Source organism: Nonomuraea solani (assembly GCF_900108335.1).
In the GTDB taxonomy this organism is placed as follows: Bacteria; Actinomycetota; Actinomycetes; order Streptosporangiales; family Streptosporangiaceae; genus Nonomuraea; species Nonomuraea solani.
On the sequence record NZ_FNVT01000004.1, the window covers coordinates 367,445 to 381,744 of the forward strand.

Consider the following 14,300-nt stretch of genomic DNA (forward strand, 5'->3'; position numbering starts at 1 on the left):
AAGGCGAGGTCAATGAGGGAGAACCCCCTGGTCCTGCACGTTCTGGGCGCCCGTCCCAATTTCGTGAAAGCGGCCCCGGTGGTGCGAGCACTCGGTGAACTCGGCGTGCGGCAGGGCATCATCCACACTGGTCAACACTATGACGCGCTGATGTCGGACGTGTTCTTCGCCGACCTGGGGCTGCCCGAGCCGGTGGCGAACCTGGCGGTCGGTTCCGGGACCCACGCCAAGCAGACCGCGGCGCTGCTCGTCGGCCTGGAGGAGGTCGTCCAGGAGCAGGAGCCCGACCTGGTGGTGGTCTACGGCGACGTGAACTCCACGCTGGCCGCGATCCTGGTGTGCGCCAAGCTGGGTGTGAAGACGGCGCACGTCGAGGCGGGGCTGCGCTCGTACGACCGGGGCATGCCCGAAGAGGTCAACCGGGTGGTCACCGACGCGCTGGCCGACCTGCTCTTCGCCACCTCGCCCGAGGCGCTGTCCTACCTGGCGACCGAGGGCGTGCCCGCGTCCAAGGTGCACCTGGTGGGCAACCCGATGATCGACAGTCTCTACTCGGCGCTGCCGGCGCTGGACCCGGCGCCCGTGGTGGCGCGGCTGGGCCTGTCGGCCCGTTACGCCGTGGCCACGCTGCACCGGCCGGCGAACGTGGACACCGCCGAGGCCGCGAAGGAGCTGGTCGACGCGGTGCTGGAGGTCTCGCGGCAGATCCCGCTCGTGGTGCCGATCCACCCGCGCGGCAAGGCGCGGCTGGCGGCGGCGGGGCTGGTCGACGGTGAGTCGATCAAGGTCGTGGAGCCGCTGGGTTATGTGGACTTCCTCTCACTCGTACGAGGTGCCTCGCTGGTCGTCACCGACTCGGGCGGGGTCCAGGAGGAGACGACCATGCTGGGCGTCCCCTGCCTGACCGTCCGGCCCAACACCGAGCGGCCGATCACGATCACGCACGGCACGAACCGCCTGGTCACGCCCGCGCTGCTGCCCGCCGCCGCGGAGAAGGCGCTGGCCGACGGGGCCGCCACGCCGGCCGGTGAGCTGCCGGTGCTGTGGGACGGCAAGGCCGGGCCGCGGATCGCCACGGTGATCGCCGCCTGGCTCAAGGGCGACAACCTCGCCCCTGCCTCTCAGGGCAAACGCCCCGAATAACGACAAAATCCGCCGTAGCATGACGCCGATGAGAAATCCGCCGATCGGATCGCCGCCACGTGCCTCAACCAATGGGGCGGCGATCCCATTGAGCAGGTCTCTCATCGGTCTCCCCGAGCGATAGGCACCCCACCATGGCCGAAACCCCAGAAGAGCCCACGTTCCAGCGACTCGGCCCCGTCAACTGGCTGCCCGAAGAGCGCAAGCTCGTCGAGCGGTACGAGTCGGAGCTGCGGGAGCTGCGCAGGCGGCTGGAGATCGCCGAGGCGAAGGCCGCGTACGCGGGCTGGAAGCTGGAGGCCACGCAGGCCAAGCGGACGTTCAAGCTGGGCGAGGCCCTGGGCTCGAAGAGCCCGGGGAAGATCGTCGAGGCGGTCCGCTCGAAGGAGCGGGCGCCGAAGCCGCCGATCCCGGTCGCGGAGGCCATCGAGGCGGCCGCCCACCGGCCGCCGCTGGTCGAGGTGCCGGCCGTGAAGTGGCCCAAGGGCCCGGTCAACCGGCCGGACCTGAAGGTCGCGGTGATCCTCGACGACTTCTCCAGGGCCGCCTTCCGCTACGAGTGGGACCAGATCGAGTTCGGGCTCAAGGACTGGCCGGAGATCTTCGCGGAGAAGCGGCCCGACCTGCTGTTCTGCGAGTCGGCCTGGCACGGCAACCAGGGCCGCTGGCGCTACCAGATGACCGGCACCAACGCCCCCAAGGAGCCGTTGCGCGAGCTGGTGGCCTGGTGCAGGCAGGAGGGCATCCCGACGGTCTTCTGGAACAAGGAGGACCCGCCGAACTTCGACTTCTTCATCGACACGGCCAAGCTGTTCGACTACGTGTTCACCTGCGACGGTGACATGCTCCCGAAATATCGGGAAATTTTGGGACACGACCGGGTGGACGTGCTGCAGTTCGCCGCCCAGCCCCGCGTGCACAACCCGATCCAGCAGAACAAGGGCCGCCTGCACGACGTCGTCTTCGCCGGCATGTACTTCCGCAACAAGCATCCCGAGCGCGCCGAGCAGATGGAGACCGTGCTCGACCCGGTCAGGGAGCTGGGCCTGCACATCTTCGCGCGCAACGGCGAGGTGGACGAGAAGTACGCGTGGCCGGACAAGTACCGGCCGCACATCGTGGGCGAGCTGCCCTATGACCAGATGCTGGCCGCGTACCGGATGTACAAGGTCTTCCTCAACGTCAACTCCGTGCTCGACTCGCCGACCATGTGCGCCAGGCGCGTCTTCGAGCTGTCGGCCTGCTCGACCCCCGTCGTGACGGGGTGGTCGCGGGCGATCGAGGAGACGTTCGGGGAGCTCATTCCCATCGCGCGTGAGCCGATCGAGTCGTACAACCAGGTCCTGCACCTGATCAACAGCCCCGAGCTGCGGGCCAGGATGGGCCACCTGGCGATGCGCGAGGTGTTCGACAAGCACCTGTTCTCGCACCGCGTGGACCAGATCCTGCAGGACCTCGGGCACCACGTGACGCCCAGGACGCGCTCGATCTCGGTCGTGCTGCCCACCAACCGCGCCTCCCAGATCGAGCACGCGATCTCGTCGGTCGCCAAGCAGCTGCACCGGCCGCTGCAGCTCGTCATGGTGCTGCACGGCCTGGACATCGACCCGGTCGTGGTGGCCGACAAGGCGCGCATGGCGGGCATCTCGGACGTCGTGGTGCTGCCCGCCGACGCCTCGTTGTCGCTCGGGGCGTGCATGAACCTGGGCATCGCCGCCGCCGAGGGCGAGCTGATCGCCAAGATGGACGACGACAACCTGTACGGCGAGCACTACCTGTCGGACCTGGTCCGCGCGTTCGACTACTCGGACGCGGAGATGGTCGGCAAGGGCGCCCACTACGCCTACTTCGAGGGCGGCAACACCACGATGCTCCGCCTGCCGGGCCTGGAGCACCGCTACTCGTGGCTGGTCCAGGGGGGCACGTTCCTCGGCAAGGCCGGCCTGTTCCGCTCGTACGGCTTCCCCGACCTCACCCGGGGCGAGGACACCCACCTCGTACGCCGCCTGCGGGAAGACTCCGTCAAGATCTACTCGGCCGACCGCTTCAACTTCGTCTACTGGCGCAGCGCCGACACCTCGATGCACACCTGGCAGGCCGACCACATCAAGCTGACGAGGAACGCCCAGTTCTCCTTCGTCGGCCGCCCGGACGACCACGTGCTCATCTGATCACACACCGCCACCCCTGCCATGGATATGGTGTCCTGGTACCAAAGTGGCGCAAATGGTGTAGGGGCCGGCGAGAATGCACACGAGCCTGGTCATCGAGCGGCTTGATCGCGTTCCGGTGTCGGTGACGCTGACGCCGGGCCTGTCGATGCTCGCGCTGATCACGGACGCGCTGTCGGGGCGGACCCGGGGTGCTCCCGAGGCGTGGCGGCGACTGGTGCGCTCGGCCGCCGGCGTGCCCGACGAGATGGTGCTGCGCTCGCTGGCGACGCCCGGGTTCAGCGTGCTGCCCGACCTGGTGCTGCCCGGCGAGTTCACACAGGACCTGGACGTGCCGACGCAGTTGGAGATGCTGCGCGACCTGCCCCCCGACGCGCTACTCTCCGAGGTCGAGACGATCACCGACGGGCGGCCGCCGCCCCACTGGCATCCCGCCATGAAGCACCCGAACCGCTGGCTGCACGGCTACGCCGACCTCGTCGACGAGGCGTGGAAGGCGATGCGCCCGGTGTGGGAGCGGGCCCGCCCGCTGCTCGACCGCGAGGTGGAGCGGGTGGCGGTGGCCGCCGCCCGCAGGTCGCTCGACGTGGTGCTCAACGGCCTGCACAACGGCTGCGTCTTCGAGGACGGCACGCTCAGCTTCCCCGACTTCGAGCCCGACCGGTTCAGCATCGGCTCGCGCGGGCTGGTCCTGATGCCGATGTTGTCGGGTCCGAACGCGCTCATCACCCGGCTCGACGGCCCGGACGCCGTCTGGATCGGCTACCCGCTGCCCGGCCTGATCGACGGCGCGCCGCCCGCCCCCGTGACGGACGGCGACGATCGTCTCGGCTTCCTCGTCGGGGACGTGCGCTCGGCCATCCTGACGAGCCTGGAGCGGCCCCTGACGATGGGCGCGCTGGCCAGGCGCGTCAAGTACGCCCCCAACGTGGTGACCTACCACTGCAACCGCCTGGAGTCGGCGGGGCTCATCTCACGGCGGCGCGAAGGCCGGGAGATCTACGTCCACCGCACCGATCGCGCCGCCGTCTTGGTGAGCCTGTTCGCCTTCTAGCCCAGGACGTAACCCATCCGGCCCTCGGCCGTCACCTTGGTGGTGGCGGTGTTCTCGCAGTCGGCCCTGATCGAGTAGAAGTGGCTCTGCGCCTTCGCCCAGTAGCAGCGGTAGATCGGCCGGGTGAAGCGGCCCGTGGGGTTGGCGTACAGGTAGCCCTCCAGCTTGATGAAGGTGTTCTGCGCGCCCTCACAGTTGCGGTGCAGGCTGATGTACTGGTCGTTCTTGGCCCCACCGGCCATGCAGCCGTAAATGGGGATGGTGCCGGGCCCGGGCTGGGCGGAGATCGTCACCGCGCCCTCCCTCTTGTAGCCCCCGGGCACCTGGCCGGTGGTGCTGTAGTGCTTGGAGGCGGGCGAGTTGTAGTAGCGCACCAGGTCGACCGTGGCCTGGGCCGTGGTGGCCTGGGCGGGGACGGCCAGCGCGAGGCTCGCGGCGCAGCCCGCAAGGAGGGCGGCGGCTCGGCGAATGATCATGGTTCCCCCTGTTAGTAGGTGATCAACGGATCAGGACGCTAACAAGGGATGCGGAGGCCGCCCCCACACTTCAAAAGAAACCGAACCGATCTCCCCGTTACGCCTTCACCCGTGCCAGGTTCTGGTCGGCGAGGCGGGCCAGCTCGTACAGGCCCTGGGGCTTGACCTGCTGCCCGACCACGAGCATCGACATGATCAGGGTGCCCCGCCTGATCATGACCGAGCCGATCTCCGCGTTTCGCTTGTTGCCCGACGCCGAGGTCAGGTAGGCCCGCGACTGGTCGCCCTTGGTCGGCATCTTCAGCATGCGCGTCTTGTAGGTGACCTTCGTGCCGGCGACATCGGCCGTGTACGCGGTGCACTGCTGGGGCAGCGGCGCCGGGAAGGCCTGCGACGGCATCTCGACCACCGCCTGGGTGATCGAGCCGCGCTCCGCCGAGAAGGCGATCACCGCGGCGGGCGACTGGGCGACCTCGGGCTTGGCGGCGTCGAGCTGGGCGGCCCCGGCGCACTCGGGACGCTGCAGCTTCGCCTGGCGGACGGCCTCCAGGCCCTGCTGGGTGGACTTGAGCGTGCCGAACGCCCCCATTTCCGGCCCGTACGCGACGGTCATGCCCTGCGGCACCGGCAGCAGGGCCTCCCGCAGTTTGGCCGACTCGGCGGCCGACGCCGACGCGGGCGAGGACGCGACGGGCTTCGGAGCCTCTGCGCCCGACGAGCAGCCCGCGACGGCCACCATGCTGAGGAATACCCCCGAAATTGCCTTTAGCATGGATTCTCCAATTCACTCTGGCGACATTGTTCAAACGCTAGAGGAAAAGGAGACCGAGGAGCCGGGTAACGTCGCTATTCACGCAATTCAGGGGCTTCAGGAATGATTTCCGATTCGGTGGTCTTCGATGGTGTTTCGCCGTTGAGCAGTGCCTTGGCCAGGCCCGGTCCGGCGCCGCCGAGCGTGAGTGCCTTGGCCAGCATTTCCTCCACGCCCTGGGCGCCGTTCAGCACCACCATGTGATCCACATTGCCGAACGCCTTCGCGCCGGCCTCGACGATTTCCGGCCAGCGCTCGGCGAGCTGCTGGGCAACGACCGCTTCCTGCTCGGCGGCGTTGGCCTCCTGGTCGCGCTGGGCCTCGGCGATCCTGGCCAGCGCGGCGACGGCGGCGGCGTGCGGGCGGCCCAGGTTGGTGATGTAGCCGGTGGCGTCCTCGATCTCCTGGATCTGCAGGGAGTCGACGTTCAGGCCGAGCTTGCTCATCTCGTCGGCCGACGACGTGCGGATCTCGTTGGTGAGGGCGTCGCGGTTGATGATCAGGTCCTCGACCGTGAGGTTGCCGATGATCGAGCGCAGGGCATGCGGCGGGCGGTCTGGAAGAAGGGCACGACGAGCGCGCCCTTGCCGGTCACGATCTTGAAGCCGAGCGTCTCCCTGCCCCGTGCGCCGAGACCGGAGATGAGGATCGCCTCGTTGGGCTCGGCGACCCGCCAGACGAGCTTGAACAGGACGATGGAGACGAGCGCCATCGCGGCGATGATCCCGGCGAGCAGCAGGTCCATGCGATCACTTGCCCGGCATGTCGCGATCGGTCCCAGCGGTGCCCCCGTCTGGGGCGGCCGCCCCGTTGGAGGTCACGCTTCCGTTGGGCGTCGCGCCGTTCAGCAGGGCCCGGGCCAGGCCCATGCCGGCGCCGCCGAGTGTGAGCGCCTTGGCCAGCAGTTCCTCGACGCCCTGGGCGCCGTTGAGCACGACCATGTGGTCCACGTTGCCGAACGCCTTCGCGCCCGCTTCGACGACCTCGGGCCAGCGCTCGGCGAGCTGCTGGGCGATGACCGCCTCCTGGTTCTCCTTGAGCGCCTCGGCCCTGGCCCTGATCGCCTGCGCCTCCGCCAGGCCCTTGGCCTGCGACGCCGCCGCCTCGGCCAGGCCCAGTGCCTTGGCCGCCTCGGCGTGGGCCAGCCCACGGGCCTGGGCGGCCTGGGCGTCGGCCTCGCCGGCGATCTTCGTGGCGGTGCCGGCGGCCTCGCCGCGCAGGCGTACGGACTCGGCGTCCGCGGCGGCGGCCAGCTTGACCTGGGACGCCTGCGCGGCCGCGCGCAGCTCGGTCTCCCTGGCCTCGGCCTCCGCCTGGGCGATGCGGGCGTCGCGCTCGGCCTGGGAGAGCGTGACGGTCTCGTACGCCTTGGCGTCGGCGGGCTTGCGTACCTGCGACTGGAGCCGCTGCTCGGAGAGCTGGGCCTCCAGCTCGGCGGCCCTGGTCTCCTGGACCACCACCTCCTGGCGGGCGGTCGCGTCCGACAGCGGCCCCGCCTGGCGGGCGGTGGCCTGGGCCCGGTCGATCTCGGCCTGGTAGGAGGCCTCTTTGATGCGGGAGTCGCGGCGGGCGGCGGCCATGTTCGCCACGGCGATCTGCTCGGCCTCGGTGGCCTCCTGGTCGCGCTGGGCCTGGGCGATGCGGGCGGTGGCGGCGACCCGGGCGGCGTGCGGCTTGCCCAGGTTGACGATGTAGCCGGTCTCGTCGTCGATCTCCTGGATCTGCAGCGAGTCCACGATGAGGCCCAGCTTGCTCATCTCGTCGGCGGCCGAGGCCCTGGTCTCGCTGGTGAGGCGCTCGCGGTTGAGTATGAGGTCCTCGATGGTGAGGTTGCCGATGATCGAGCGCAGGTGGCCGGTGAACAGCTCGTGGATCGCGCTCGTCATGAAGTCCTGCTGGTCGAGGAAGCGGCGGGCGGCGTTGGCGATCGAGGCGAGGTCGTCGCCCACCTTGTAGATCACCACGCCGCGGATGTGCACCGGGATGCCCTGCTGGGTGACGCAGGAGACCTTGAGGTTGGCCGCCCTGGTGTCCAGCCGCAGCCGCCTGGCCGTCTGGAAGCCCGGCAGCACCGCCGCGCCCTTGCCTGTGATGATCTTGAAGCCGAGACTGTCGGAGCCGCCCTCGCCGCGCCGGCGGGCGCCGAGACCGGAGATGATGAGGGCCTCGTTGGGCTCCGCGACCCGCCAGACGGCCTTGAACAGCAGGATGAGCACGACGACCGCGACGACCACGCCGCCGGCCAGGATGTAGAACTGGGGCGACATCGGGGCCTCCCTAGACGAGTGCTGCTGCCACGTAGACGGTGCGAGGGGGGAAATACTCGACGACGACCACGATGGAGCCGAGGGGGAACTCCTCGCCGGTCACGCTGGGATGGGCGTAGAACGCCTCCACACCGCCCCTGACAGGGATCATGACCTCGCCGACGAGCCCTGGGCCGATCTTCCCCGTGACCCTGCCCTGCTTGCCGACCACCGGACTCCCCCCGTCGTGATATTCCGGACGCTACTCCAAAGGGGCATTCGCGGTAATAGGCCGCGCAAAATGTTTCTCGAAGCGCTGCGCGTCACTGCGCGGCCTTTCCGCGGGCCTGCTGATGATCGCGCCATGAGCCTGACTCCGCACGATCTGGGGATGCACCGGCCGATTTCCCGCAGGGACCTTTTCGACGGCGTCGCGGTGAGCGCTTTGAGCGGCTTCGTGGCGGGCGGGGCGGCTGAGACGCTCCAGGACACCGCCGCGCCGCCCCGGCCCTTCACACTGCGCGGAGATACGAGTGAGGCGCTCAGCGTGCCGCACGCGCTGCGGGACGGCCGCTTCTGGGAGTACGCGGGCCCGCCCGAGCCCACCGGGGAGTCCTACGACCTCGTGGTGGTCGGGGCCGGGCGCGGCGGGATGAGCGCGGCGCGGGAGTGGCTGCGGCGCGATCCGCATGCGCGCGTGCTGGTGCTCGACAGCCACGACGAGGTCGGGGGTCCGAAGAGCTTCGGGAGACAGGGCGGGGCCGAGGGTGTCGTGGTGGGGGACACGCTCGTCCGGCTCTCCGCGCCCGGCTGGATCGACCGGCTGCCGATCGCCAGGTCCGCCCGGCGGGACCTGCGCATGCTGCACCACGATCCGCCCGACTGGTTCCCGGCGCTCTCGCCGGCGGGCAAGCAGGAGCGGCTGGCGGAGCTGACCTACTCGCAGTTCCTGCGGGAGGTGTGCGGGGTCCATCCCGACGCCGAACGGTTCTGCCGGACGATGTCGTGCCGGGAGTGGGCCTACGACACCCGGGCGTTCGGCGCGATCGACGCCTGGGGCACCGGGTATCCGGGGTTCGGCGGGCTCGGGCTCGATCGGGCGGAGCCGTCCCGGTTCAACTCGCCCACCGTGCGACGCCGGTGGCACGGCGGCGATCCGCCCCAGCCCGCCCCCTCCCTGGACGGGCGGGCGCGGTTGCGGTTGTCGAGTCCGGTGGTGTCCGTACGGGACGGGGCGGGGGCGGCCACCGTGGGGTACTTCGACGGGCATCGGGTGCTCACCGTCGAGGCGGGGGCGGTGATCCTGGCGTGCTGGAGCGCGATGGTGCCGTACCTGGTGCCCGACCTGCCGGCCGAGCGGCGGCGGGCGCTGCGCCGGGCCGTACGGGTGCCGCTGCTGCACGCCACCGTGCGCGTACGCGACCCGCGCGCCTGGCACCGGCTCGGCGTGGACCGGGTGCGCTGGACCGACGCCTACTGGTCCGCTGCCGAGCTGGCGCCCCCGGCCGAGGTGCACCTGCTGGCCACGCCGTGCCGTTCCGAGCTGGGACCCGACGCGGGCTCGGCGGCGGGCCGGCGTGAACTGCTCAGGACGCCGTACGGCGTGCTCGAAAGGACCGTGCGCGACCAGCTCGCCCGGCTGCTCGGCCCGATGGGCTTCGACCCGGCCGGCGACATCGAGGCGATCACCGTCAACCGGTGGGGCCACGCCGTCGCGCCCGAGTACTGTCGGCCCTGGCACGCGTTCTACCCCGACGGGCCGTTCCCCGCCGACGCGGCGCGCGGCCGGTTCGGCAGGATCGCGATCGCCGGCTCCGACTCCATGCCCGCCGCGCGCGCCGACGCCGCGGGCCCGGCCGCCGTCCGGGCCGTTGCGGAGCTGACGTCCGTCCGAGCCGTGGAGGAGCCGACGTCCGTTCGAGCCGTGGAGGAGCCGACGTGATGAAGAGACTGTGGCTGCGGGTCTTCCTGACCGGGCTCGTGCTGTGGCTGGCCACCGTCGTGGTCACGGCGGTGACCGGGAACTCCAACCTGGTGCCGACCGTGGTGCTGTTCGGCAGCTTCCTGGTGCCGGTGACGTTCGTGATCTGGGCCTACGGGCGCGGCCGCTCGCCGGAGGTGACGGTCGAGCTGCTGTTCGCCGCGTTCCTCGTGGGCGGCGTGCTGGGCGTGCTCGGCGCCTCGCTGCTGGAGAGCTGGCTGCTGCGGCCGTCGATCACCATGTACGTCCTGGTCGGCCTGATCGAGGAGGGCGTCAAGCTCGCCGCCCTGATGTTCGTCACCCGCCGCATGACCAGGCGCTCGACCAGGGACGGCCTGGTGCTGGGCGCGACCGTCGGCTTCGGCTTCGCCGCCTTCGAGAGCGCCGGCTACGCCTTCAACGCCCTGTTCACCTCCGACGGCCTGTCGCTGACCCAGCTCGTCGAGACCGAGGTGCTGCGCGGCATCCTGACCCCGGTCGGGCACGGCCTGTGGACCGCGATCGCGGGTGGCGCGCTGTTCGCCGCGGGCGGGCGGCTCACGGGCCGCGTCGTGCTGAGCTACCTGGGCGTCTCGCTGCTGCACGCGCTGTGGGACTCGATGAGCGGCATCGCCATCGCCATCACCCTCGTGCTGACCGGACGTCCGTGGCAGTTCGAGCAGCTTCGGATCGGCCTGGTGCCCGATGTGACCGAGCGGCAGGTGCACCTTTACACGGCGCTGAACTGGGCGGGACTCGTGGTGATCTCGCTGGTCGCGCTGGCTTGGCTGCGGAGGATGGACGATGCGGCCCGCCGGGATCGGGAGATCTTGTCCCAATAATCACGGTAATGAACGTGTTCCTCCCACTGCGCCGGAAGCATAAACGGTGCTAGTCTCCTGTGCGATCTTCCGGAGGTGTATTTACACAAGGTGTGGAAATGCCCCCGACTCGAGGTTGGGACATGGGCTCGCGAAACCGGTCAATTCGGTTCAAGATCTTCTTATTGTTGCTGCTACCCCTCCTGTCTCTGAGCGCGCTCTGGGGTTTCGTCCTCAACCTGACCATGGGCGACGCGCAGTCACTACTCCGGGCCAACACGCTCTATCAGACCATCGGCGTCACCTCCACCGACCTGGGCTTACAGTTGCAGGCCGAAAGAGTGCGCTCCGCGGAGGCGCTCACTACGCGTGAGCTCACCGAGGTGCTCGGTGGCCAGCGGGCCCGCACCGACAGGGCGGTCGCCGACTTCAAGCGGGCCGTGACCGAGGCCGGCGACTCCGTCGGCGACGACCTCCGCCTGTCGGTGCAGACCCTGAACGCCGCGCTCGACCGGCTCGGCTCGATCAGGTCGGACATCGACGGCGGGATCAGCTCCCGGCTGGCCGGGCTCAACGAGTACAACCGCATCCTCGACGGGATCTTCGCGCTCTACGACCACATGGTCTCGGTCTCCGACCTGGCGATCTTCCAGCAGGCTTCGTCGCTGCAGGGCATGGGCATGGCCAGGGAGTACATCGCCAGGGAGCACGCCCTCGTCATCGGCGCGCTGGCCGACAAGCGGCTCACCGAGCCGGAGACGGCGGCCTTCACCGAGTACGCGGCCTCCAGGAAGTTCCTGCACGCGCGCGGCCTCGCGGGGCTCGACGTGTCGTTGCGCAGGCCGTACGAGCAGGTCTTCGCCACCGAGCCGTTCCTGACCTTCGCCACCATGGAAGCGCGGATCATCAAGACCGGCACGCCGCCCCCCGCCGCCGCGGCCTGGCACGACGCCGTGGAGAAGCTCACCGCCCGCCTCGACAAGATCGGCCTCACCGCCTCCGACACCCTCGCCTCCCGCACCTCCGAGGCCGCCACGGCCACCGTCATCAAGATCGTCCTCGCGGGCGGTCTCGGCTTGATCGCGGTGCTCGCGTCGATCATCATCTCTGTACGCTTCGGTCGTCGTCTGGCCGGAGAGCTGGCCGGGCTGCGTGCCGCCGCCGTCGAGCTGTCTCAGCGAAGGCTGCCCGACATCGTGGCGCGGCTGCGCAACGGCGAGGACGTCGACGTACGGAAGGAGGCCAAGCCCATCAAGGTGAGCGGTTCCGCGGAGATCACCGACGTGGCCAGGGCCTTCGGTTCCGTGCAGCGCACCGCCGTGCGCGCGGCGGTCGGCCAGGCCGCGCTGCGGCAGGGCGTCGGCCAGGTCTTCCTCAACCTCGCCCGGCGCAAGCAGGGCCTGCTGCACCGCCAGCTCGCGCTGCTGGACGGCATGCAGCGGCGTACGCATGACCCGGACCGGCTGGAGGAGCTCTTCCGCCTCGACCACCTGACCACGCGCATGCGGCGGCACGCCGAGAGCCTCATGGTCCTGTCCGGCGCCGCGCCGGGACGGGCCTGGCGCAAGCCGGTGCCGGTGATCGACATCGTCCGGGCCGCCGTCGCCGAGGTCGAGGACTACACCAGGGTCTCGGTCGGGGCGATGCCGGTCAGCGCGTTCGACGGGACCGCCGCGGCCGACCTCACCCACCTCGTCGCCGAGCTGGTCGAGAACGCCACCATCTACTCGCCGCCGGACACCGGCGTCCAGGTGCGCGGCGACCTGGTGAGCAACGGCTACGCCATCGAGGTGGAGGACAGGGGCCTCGGGCTGACGCCCGAGGAGTACGCGCGGCTCAACGCGCTGCTGACCAACCCTCCCGAGTTCGACCTGGCCGACAGCGACCAGCTCGGCCTGTTCGTGGTCGCCAGGCTCGCCGAGCGGTACGGGATCAAGGTCCTGCTGCGCCGCTCGCCGTTCGGCGGCACGACGGCCATCGTGCTGGTGCCGCGCTCGATGGTGACCGAGCAGACGGCGCTGGAGGCGGGTGGCGGCGACGGCAAGGCCGACCTGCCGAGCCGTACGAGAAAGAAGGCGCTCGCGGTCGTGACCTCGGGCACCCACGCCGGGTTGCCGAGAAGGGTACGCCAGAGCAATCTGGCGCCTCAGCTCCAGGAATCACCGCCTGATCCTGAGCCGGAGCCGCCGGCCGAACGCTCTCCCGACGAGGTACGCGACCTGTTCTCCGCGTTCCAGAGGGGAACCCAACGCGCCCGAGAAGAAGCCTCTGAGGAGGGGCCATGAGTAAGGGGGATGCATGAGTGTGCCGACCACCAACACCGGTGAACTGAACTGGCTGCTGGACGACCTGGCGACCAGGGTCGCGGCAGTGCGCCAGGCGGTCATCCTGTCGACCGACGGCCTGGCCGTCGGATACTCGAAGGAGCTGACCCGCGAGGACGCCGAGCATCTGTCGGCGGTGGCGGCCGGGTTCCAGAGCCTGGCTCGCGGCACCGGACGTCATTTCGGCGGCGGCGACGTGCGCCAGACCATCGTGGAGATGGAGTCGGCGTTCCTGTTCGTGACCGCGGCGGGCCAGGGAACGTGCCTGGCCGTGATCGCCGACGCGAACGTGGACGTGGGCCATATCGCTTACGAAATGGCGATGCTGGTCAAGCGGGTGGGCCAGCACATCACCACGAACCCGCGCGCTGGAGCGTCATGAGCGATAGCCCGCAGTGGTTCGATGAGGAGGCGGGACCCATTGTCCGGCCTTATGCTCTCATCCGCGGACGGACGCGCTCCTCTGGAGACGCGTTCGATCTCGTGGCGACCGTGCGTGCCATCGGCGACCCGCCTGGTGAGCTCGGTCCTGAACAGCAACTCATCCTGCGGGCGGCTCGCGCTCCGATCTCGCTGGCCGACCTGGCCGTCGAGCTCGATCTGCCCGTAGGCGTCATGCGGGTATTACTCGGTGACATGCGTGACAACGGCCTCATTTCGGTGACGTCGCCCTCGGCTGGAGGGTCGCGCTCGAATGAGCGCATTCTCAAGGAAGTGATCAATGGACTCCGTGCTCTCTGAGGACCCCGTCGCGCTCAAGATCTTGATCGCAGGGGGGTTCGGCGTCGGCAAGACCACCTTGGTCGGGTCGATCAGTGAGATCAAGCCACTGCGCACGGAAGAGGTGCTCTCCGACCGCGGCATCGGCATCGACGACCTCGACGGTGTCGAGACCAAGAACACCACGACCGTGGCGATGGACTTCGGTCGTATCACGATCCGCGAAGGGCTGGTCGTGTACCTGTTCGGGACTCCCGGGCAGGAGCGCTTCTGGTTCATGTGGGATGAACTGTCCTACGGCGCGCTGGGCGCGGTCGTGATCGCCGACACCCGGCGGCTCACCGACTGCTTCCCGTCCATCGACTACTTCGAGCAGCGCGGCACGCCGTTCGTGGTGGCCGTCAACTGCTTCGACGGTGCCGACCAGCACAGCATCGACGACGTGCGCATCGCGCTCGACCTCGACGAGGACGTCCCGATCATGCTCTGCGACGTACGCCGGCGGACCTCGGCCAAGGAGGTCATGGTCGCGCTGGTCGAGCACTCTCTGAGGACGCTCGCCTCAGCCAACTAG

The 14,300-nt window shown here is 69.6% G+C and carries 15 protein-coding genes; 9 read left to right on the top strand and 6 right to left on the bottom strand.

Features of this window, described 5'->3' with window-relative positions; genetic code table 11:
• The first annotated feature begins 12 nt into the window (after window positions 1-12).
• From wecB to C4V41_RS17245, 3 genes are all read left to right on the top strand, one after another.
• The gene (gene wecB, locus C4V41_RS17235) at window positions 13-1,143 is read left to right on the top strand and encodes a non-hydrolyzing UDP-N-acetylglucosamine 2-epimerase (protein ID WP_103956895.1); all 1,131 of its coding nucleotides are present in this window, start codon (window positions 13-15) and stop codon (window positions 1,141-1,143) included.
• 134 nt (window positions 1,144-1,277) lie between these two features.
• Window positions 1,278-3,314 (top strand): glycosyltransferase family protein, encoded by a 2,037-nt coding sequence (locus C4V41_RS17240; RefSeq protein ID WP_103956896.1) that lies wholly within the window; start codon window positions 1,278-1,280, stop codon window positions 3,312-3,314.
• Between the two features lie 76 nt (window positions 3,315-3,390).
• On the top strand, window positions 3,391-4,368 hold the full coding sequence (locus C4V41_RS17245) for a winged helix-turn-helix domain-containing protein (RefSeq protein ID WP_103956897.1): 978 nt from the start codon (window positions 3,391-3,393) through the stop codon (window positions 4,366-4,368).
• Here the strand turns inward: C4V41_RS17245 and C4V41_RS17250 are convergent.
• The 6 genes from C4V41_RS17250 to C4V41_RS17270 all read right to left on the bottom strand — a co-directional run bounded on the left by C4V41_RS17250 (window position 4,365) and on the right by C4V41_RS17270 (window position 8,133).
• Window positions 4,365-4,844, bottom strand: coding sequence for a hypothetical protein (locus C4V41_RS17250; RefSeq protein WP_103956898.1), 480 nt, complete (start codon window positions 4,842-4,844; stop codon window positions 4,365-4,367). The genes C4V41_RS17245 and C4V41_RS17250 overlap by 4 nt on opposite strands.
• A 97-nt stretch (window positions 4,845-4,941) precedes the next feature.
• Window positions 4,942-5,616 (bottom strand): hypothetical protein, encoded by a 675-nt coding sequence (locus C4V41_RS17255; RefSeq protein WP_146103687.1) that lies wholly within the window; start codon window positions 5,614-5,616, stop codon window positions 4,942-4,944.
• Window positions 5,617-5,690: 74 nt separating this feature from the next.
• A complete protein-coding gene (locus C4V41_RS17260; RefSeq protein WP_327537461.1) occupies window positions 5,691-6,194 on the bottom strand; it encodes an SPFH domain-containing protein in 504 nt (167 codons plus the stop codon).
• Complete coding sequence (locus C4V41_RS64225; protein ID WP_235030179.1) at window positions 6,155-6,400, bottom strand: hypothetical protein; 246 nt, start codon at window positions 6,398-6,400, stop codon at window positions 6,155-6,157. The genes C4V41_RS17260 and C4V41_RS64225 overlap by 40 nt, the downstream gene beginning before the upstream one ends.
• Before the next feature lie 4 nt (window positions 6,401-6,404).
• Window positions 6,405-7,922, bottom strand: coding sequence for a flotillin family protein (locus C4V41_RS17265; protein WP_103956900.1), 1,518 nt, complete (start codon window positions 7,920-7,922; stop codon window positions 6,405-6,407).
• 10 nt (window positions 7,923-7,932) lie between these two features.
• On the bottom strand, window positions 7,933-8,133 hold the full coding sequence (locus C4V41_RS17270) for a hypothetical protein (RefSeq protein WP_103956901.1): 201 nt from the start codon (window positions 8,131-8,133) through the stop codon (window positions 7,933-7,935).
• Window positions 8,134-8,265: 132 nt separating this feature from the next.
• Between C4V41_RS17270 and C4V41_RS17275 the strand changes: the two genes are divergently transcribed.
• The 6 genes from C4V41_RS17275 (at window position 8,266) to C4V41_RS17300 (ending at window position 14,300) form a co-directional block, all read left to right on the top strand.
• Window positions 8,266-9,843, top strand: a complete 1,578-nt coding sequence (locus C4V41_RS17275; RefSeq protein ID WP_235030180.1) for an FAD-dependent oxidoreductase — start codon at window positions 8,266-8,268, stop codon at window positions 9,841-9,843.
• Entirely contained in the window at window positions 9,843-10,703 is an 861-nt protein-coding gene (locus tag C4V41_RS17280) for a PrsW family intramembrane metalloprotease (RefSeq protein WP_103956902.1), read from the top strand. Before C4V41_RS17275 ends, C4V41_RS17280 begins: the two co-directional genes overlap by 1 nt.
• A gap of 167 nt (window positions 10,704-10,870) precedes the next feature.
• Window positions 10,871-12,967 (top strand): sensor histidine kinase, encoded by a 2,097-nt coding sequence (locus C4V41_RS17285; RefSeq protein ID WP_160150310.1) that lies wholly within the window; start codon window positions 10,871-10,873, stop codon window positions 12,965-12,967.
• Window positions 12,968-12,980: 13 nt separating this feature from the next.
• The gene (locus C4V41_RS17290; protein WP_103956904.1) at window positions 12,981-13,388 is read left to right on the top strand and encodes a roadblock/LC7 domain-containing protein; all 408 of its coding nucleotides are present in this window, start codon (window positions 12,981-12,983) and stop codon (window positions 13,386-13,388) included.
• On the top strand, window positions 13,385-13,747 hold the full coding sequence (locus C4V41_RS17295; protein WP_103956905.1) for a DUF742 domain-containing protein: 363 nt from the start codon (window positions 13,385-13,387) through the stop codon (window positions 13,745-13,747). The genes C4V41_RS17290 and C4V41_RS17295 overlap by 4 nt, the downstream gene beginning before the upstream one ends.
• Window positions 13,728-14,300 carry a GTP-binding protein gene (locus C4V41_RS17300; RefSeq protein WP_103956906.1) on the top strand — a complete coding sequence of 191 codons (573 nt, stop codon included), beginning with the start codon at window positions 13,728-13,730 and terminating at the stop codon, window positions 14,298-14,300. Before C4V41_RS17295 ends, C4V41_RS17300 begins: the two co-directional genes overlap by 20 nt.

Bases quoted from the DNA above. Each gene is read 5' to 3' on its own strand.
- C4V41_RS17295 (WP_103956905.1), top strand. From the start codon at position 13,385: ATGAGCGATAGCCCGCAGTGGTTCGATGAGGAGGCGGGACCCATTGTC.
- C4V41_RS17265 (WP_103956900.1), bottom strand. From the start codon at position 7,922: ATGTCGCCCCAGTTCTACATCCTGGCCGGCGGCGTGGTCGTCGCGGTC.
- C4V41_RS64225 (WP_235030179.1), bottom strand. From the start codon at position 6,400: ATGGACCTGCTGCTCGCCGGGATCATCGCCGCGATGGCGCTCGTCTCC.
- C4V41_RS17275 (WP_235030180.1), top strand. From the start codon at position 8,266: ATGAGCCTGACTCCGCACGATCTGGGGATGCACCGGCCGATTTCCCGC.
- C4V41_RS17240 (WP_103956896.1), top strand. From the start codon at position 1,278: ATGGCCGAAACCCCAGAAGAGCCCACGTTCCAGCGACTCGGCCCCGTC.
- C4V41_RS17290 (WP_103956904.1), top strand. From the start codon at position 12,981: ATGAGTGTGCCGACCACCAACACCGGTGAACTGAACTGGCTGCTGGAC.
- C4V41_RS17245 (WP_103956897.1), top strand. From the start codon at position 3,391: ATGCACACGAGCCTGGTCATCGAGCGGCTTGATCGCGTTCCGGTGTCG.
- wecB (WP_103956895.1), top strand. From the start codon at position 13: ATGAGGGAGAACCCCCTGGTCCTGCACGTTCTGGGCGCCCGTCCCAAT.
- C4V41_RS17250 (WP_103956898.1), bottom strand. From the start codon at position 4,844: ATGATCATTCGCCGAGCCGCCGCCCTCCTTGCGGGCTGCGCCGCGAGC.
- C4V41_RS17280 (WP_103956902.1), top strand. From the start codon at position 9,843: ATGAAGAGACTGTGGCTGCGGGTCTTCCTGACCGGGCTCGTGCTGTGG.
- C4V41_RS17255 (WP_146103687.1), bottom strand. From the start codon at position 5,616: ATGCTAAAGGCAATTTCGGGGGTATTCCTCAGCATGGTGGCCGTCGCG.
- C4V41_RS17300 (WP_103956906.1), top strand. From the start codon at position 13,728: ATGGACTCCGTGCTCTCTGAGGACCCCGTCGCGCTCAAGATCTTGATC.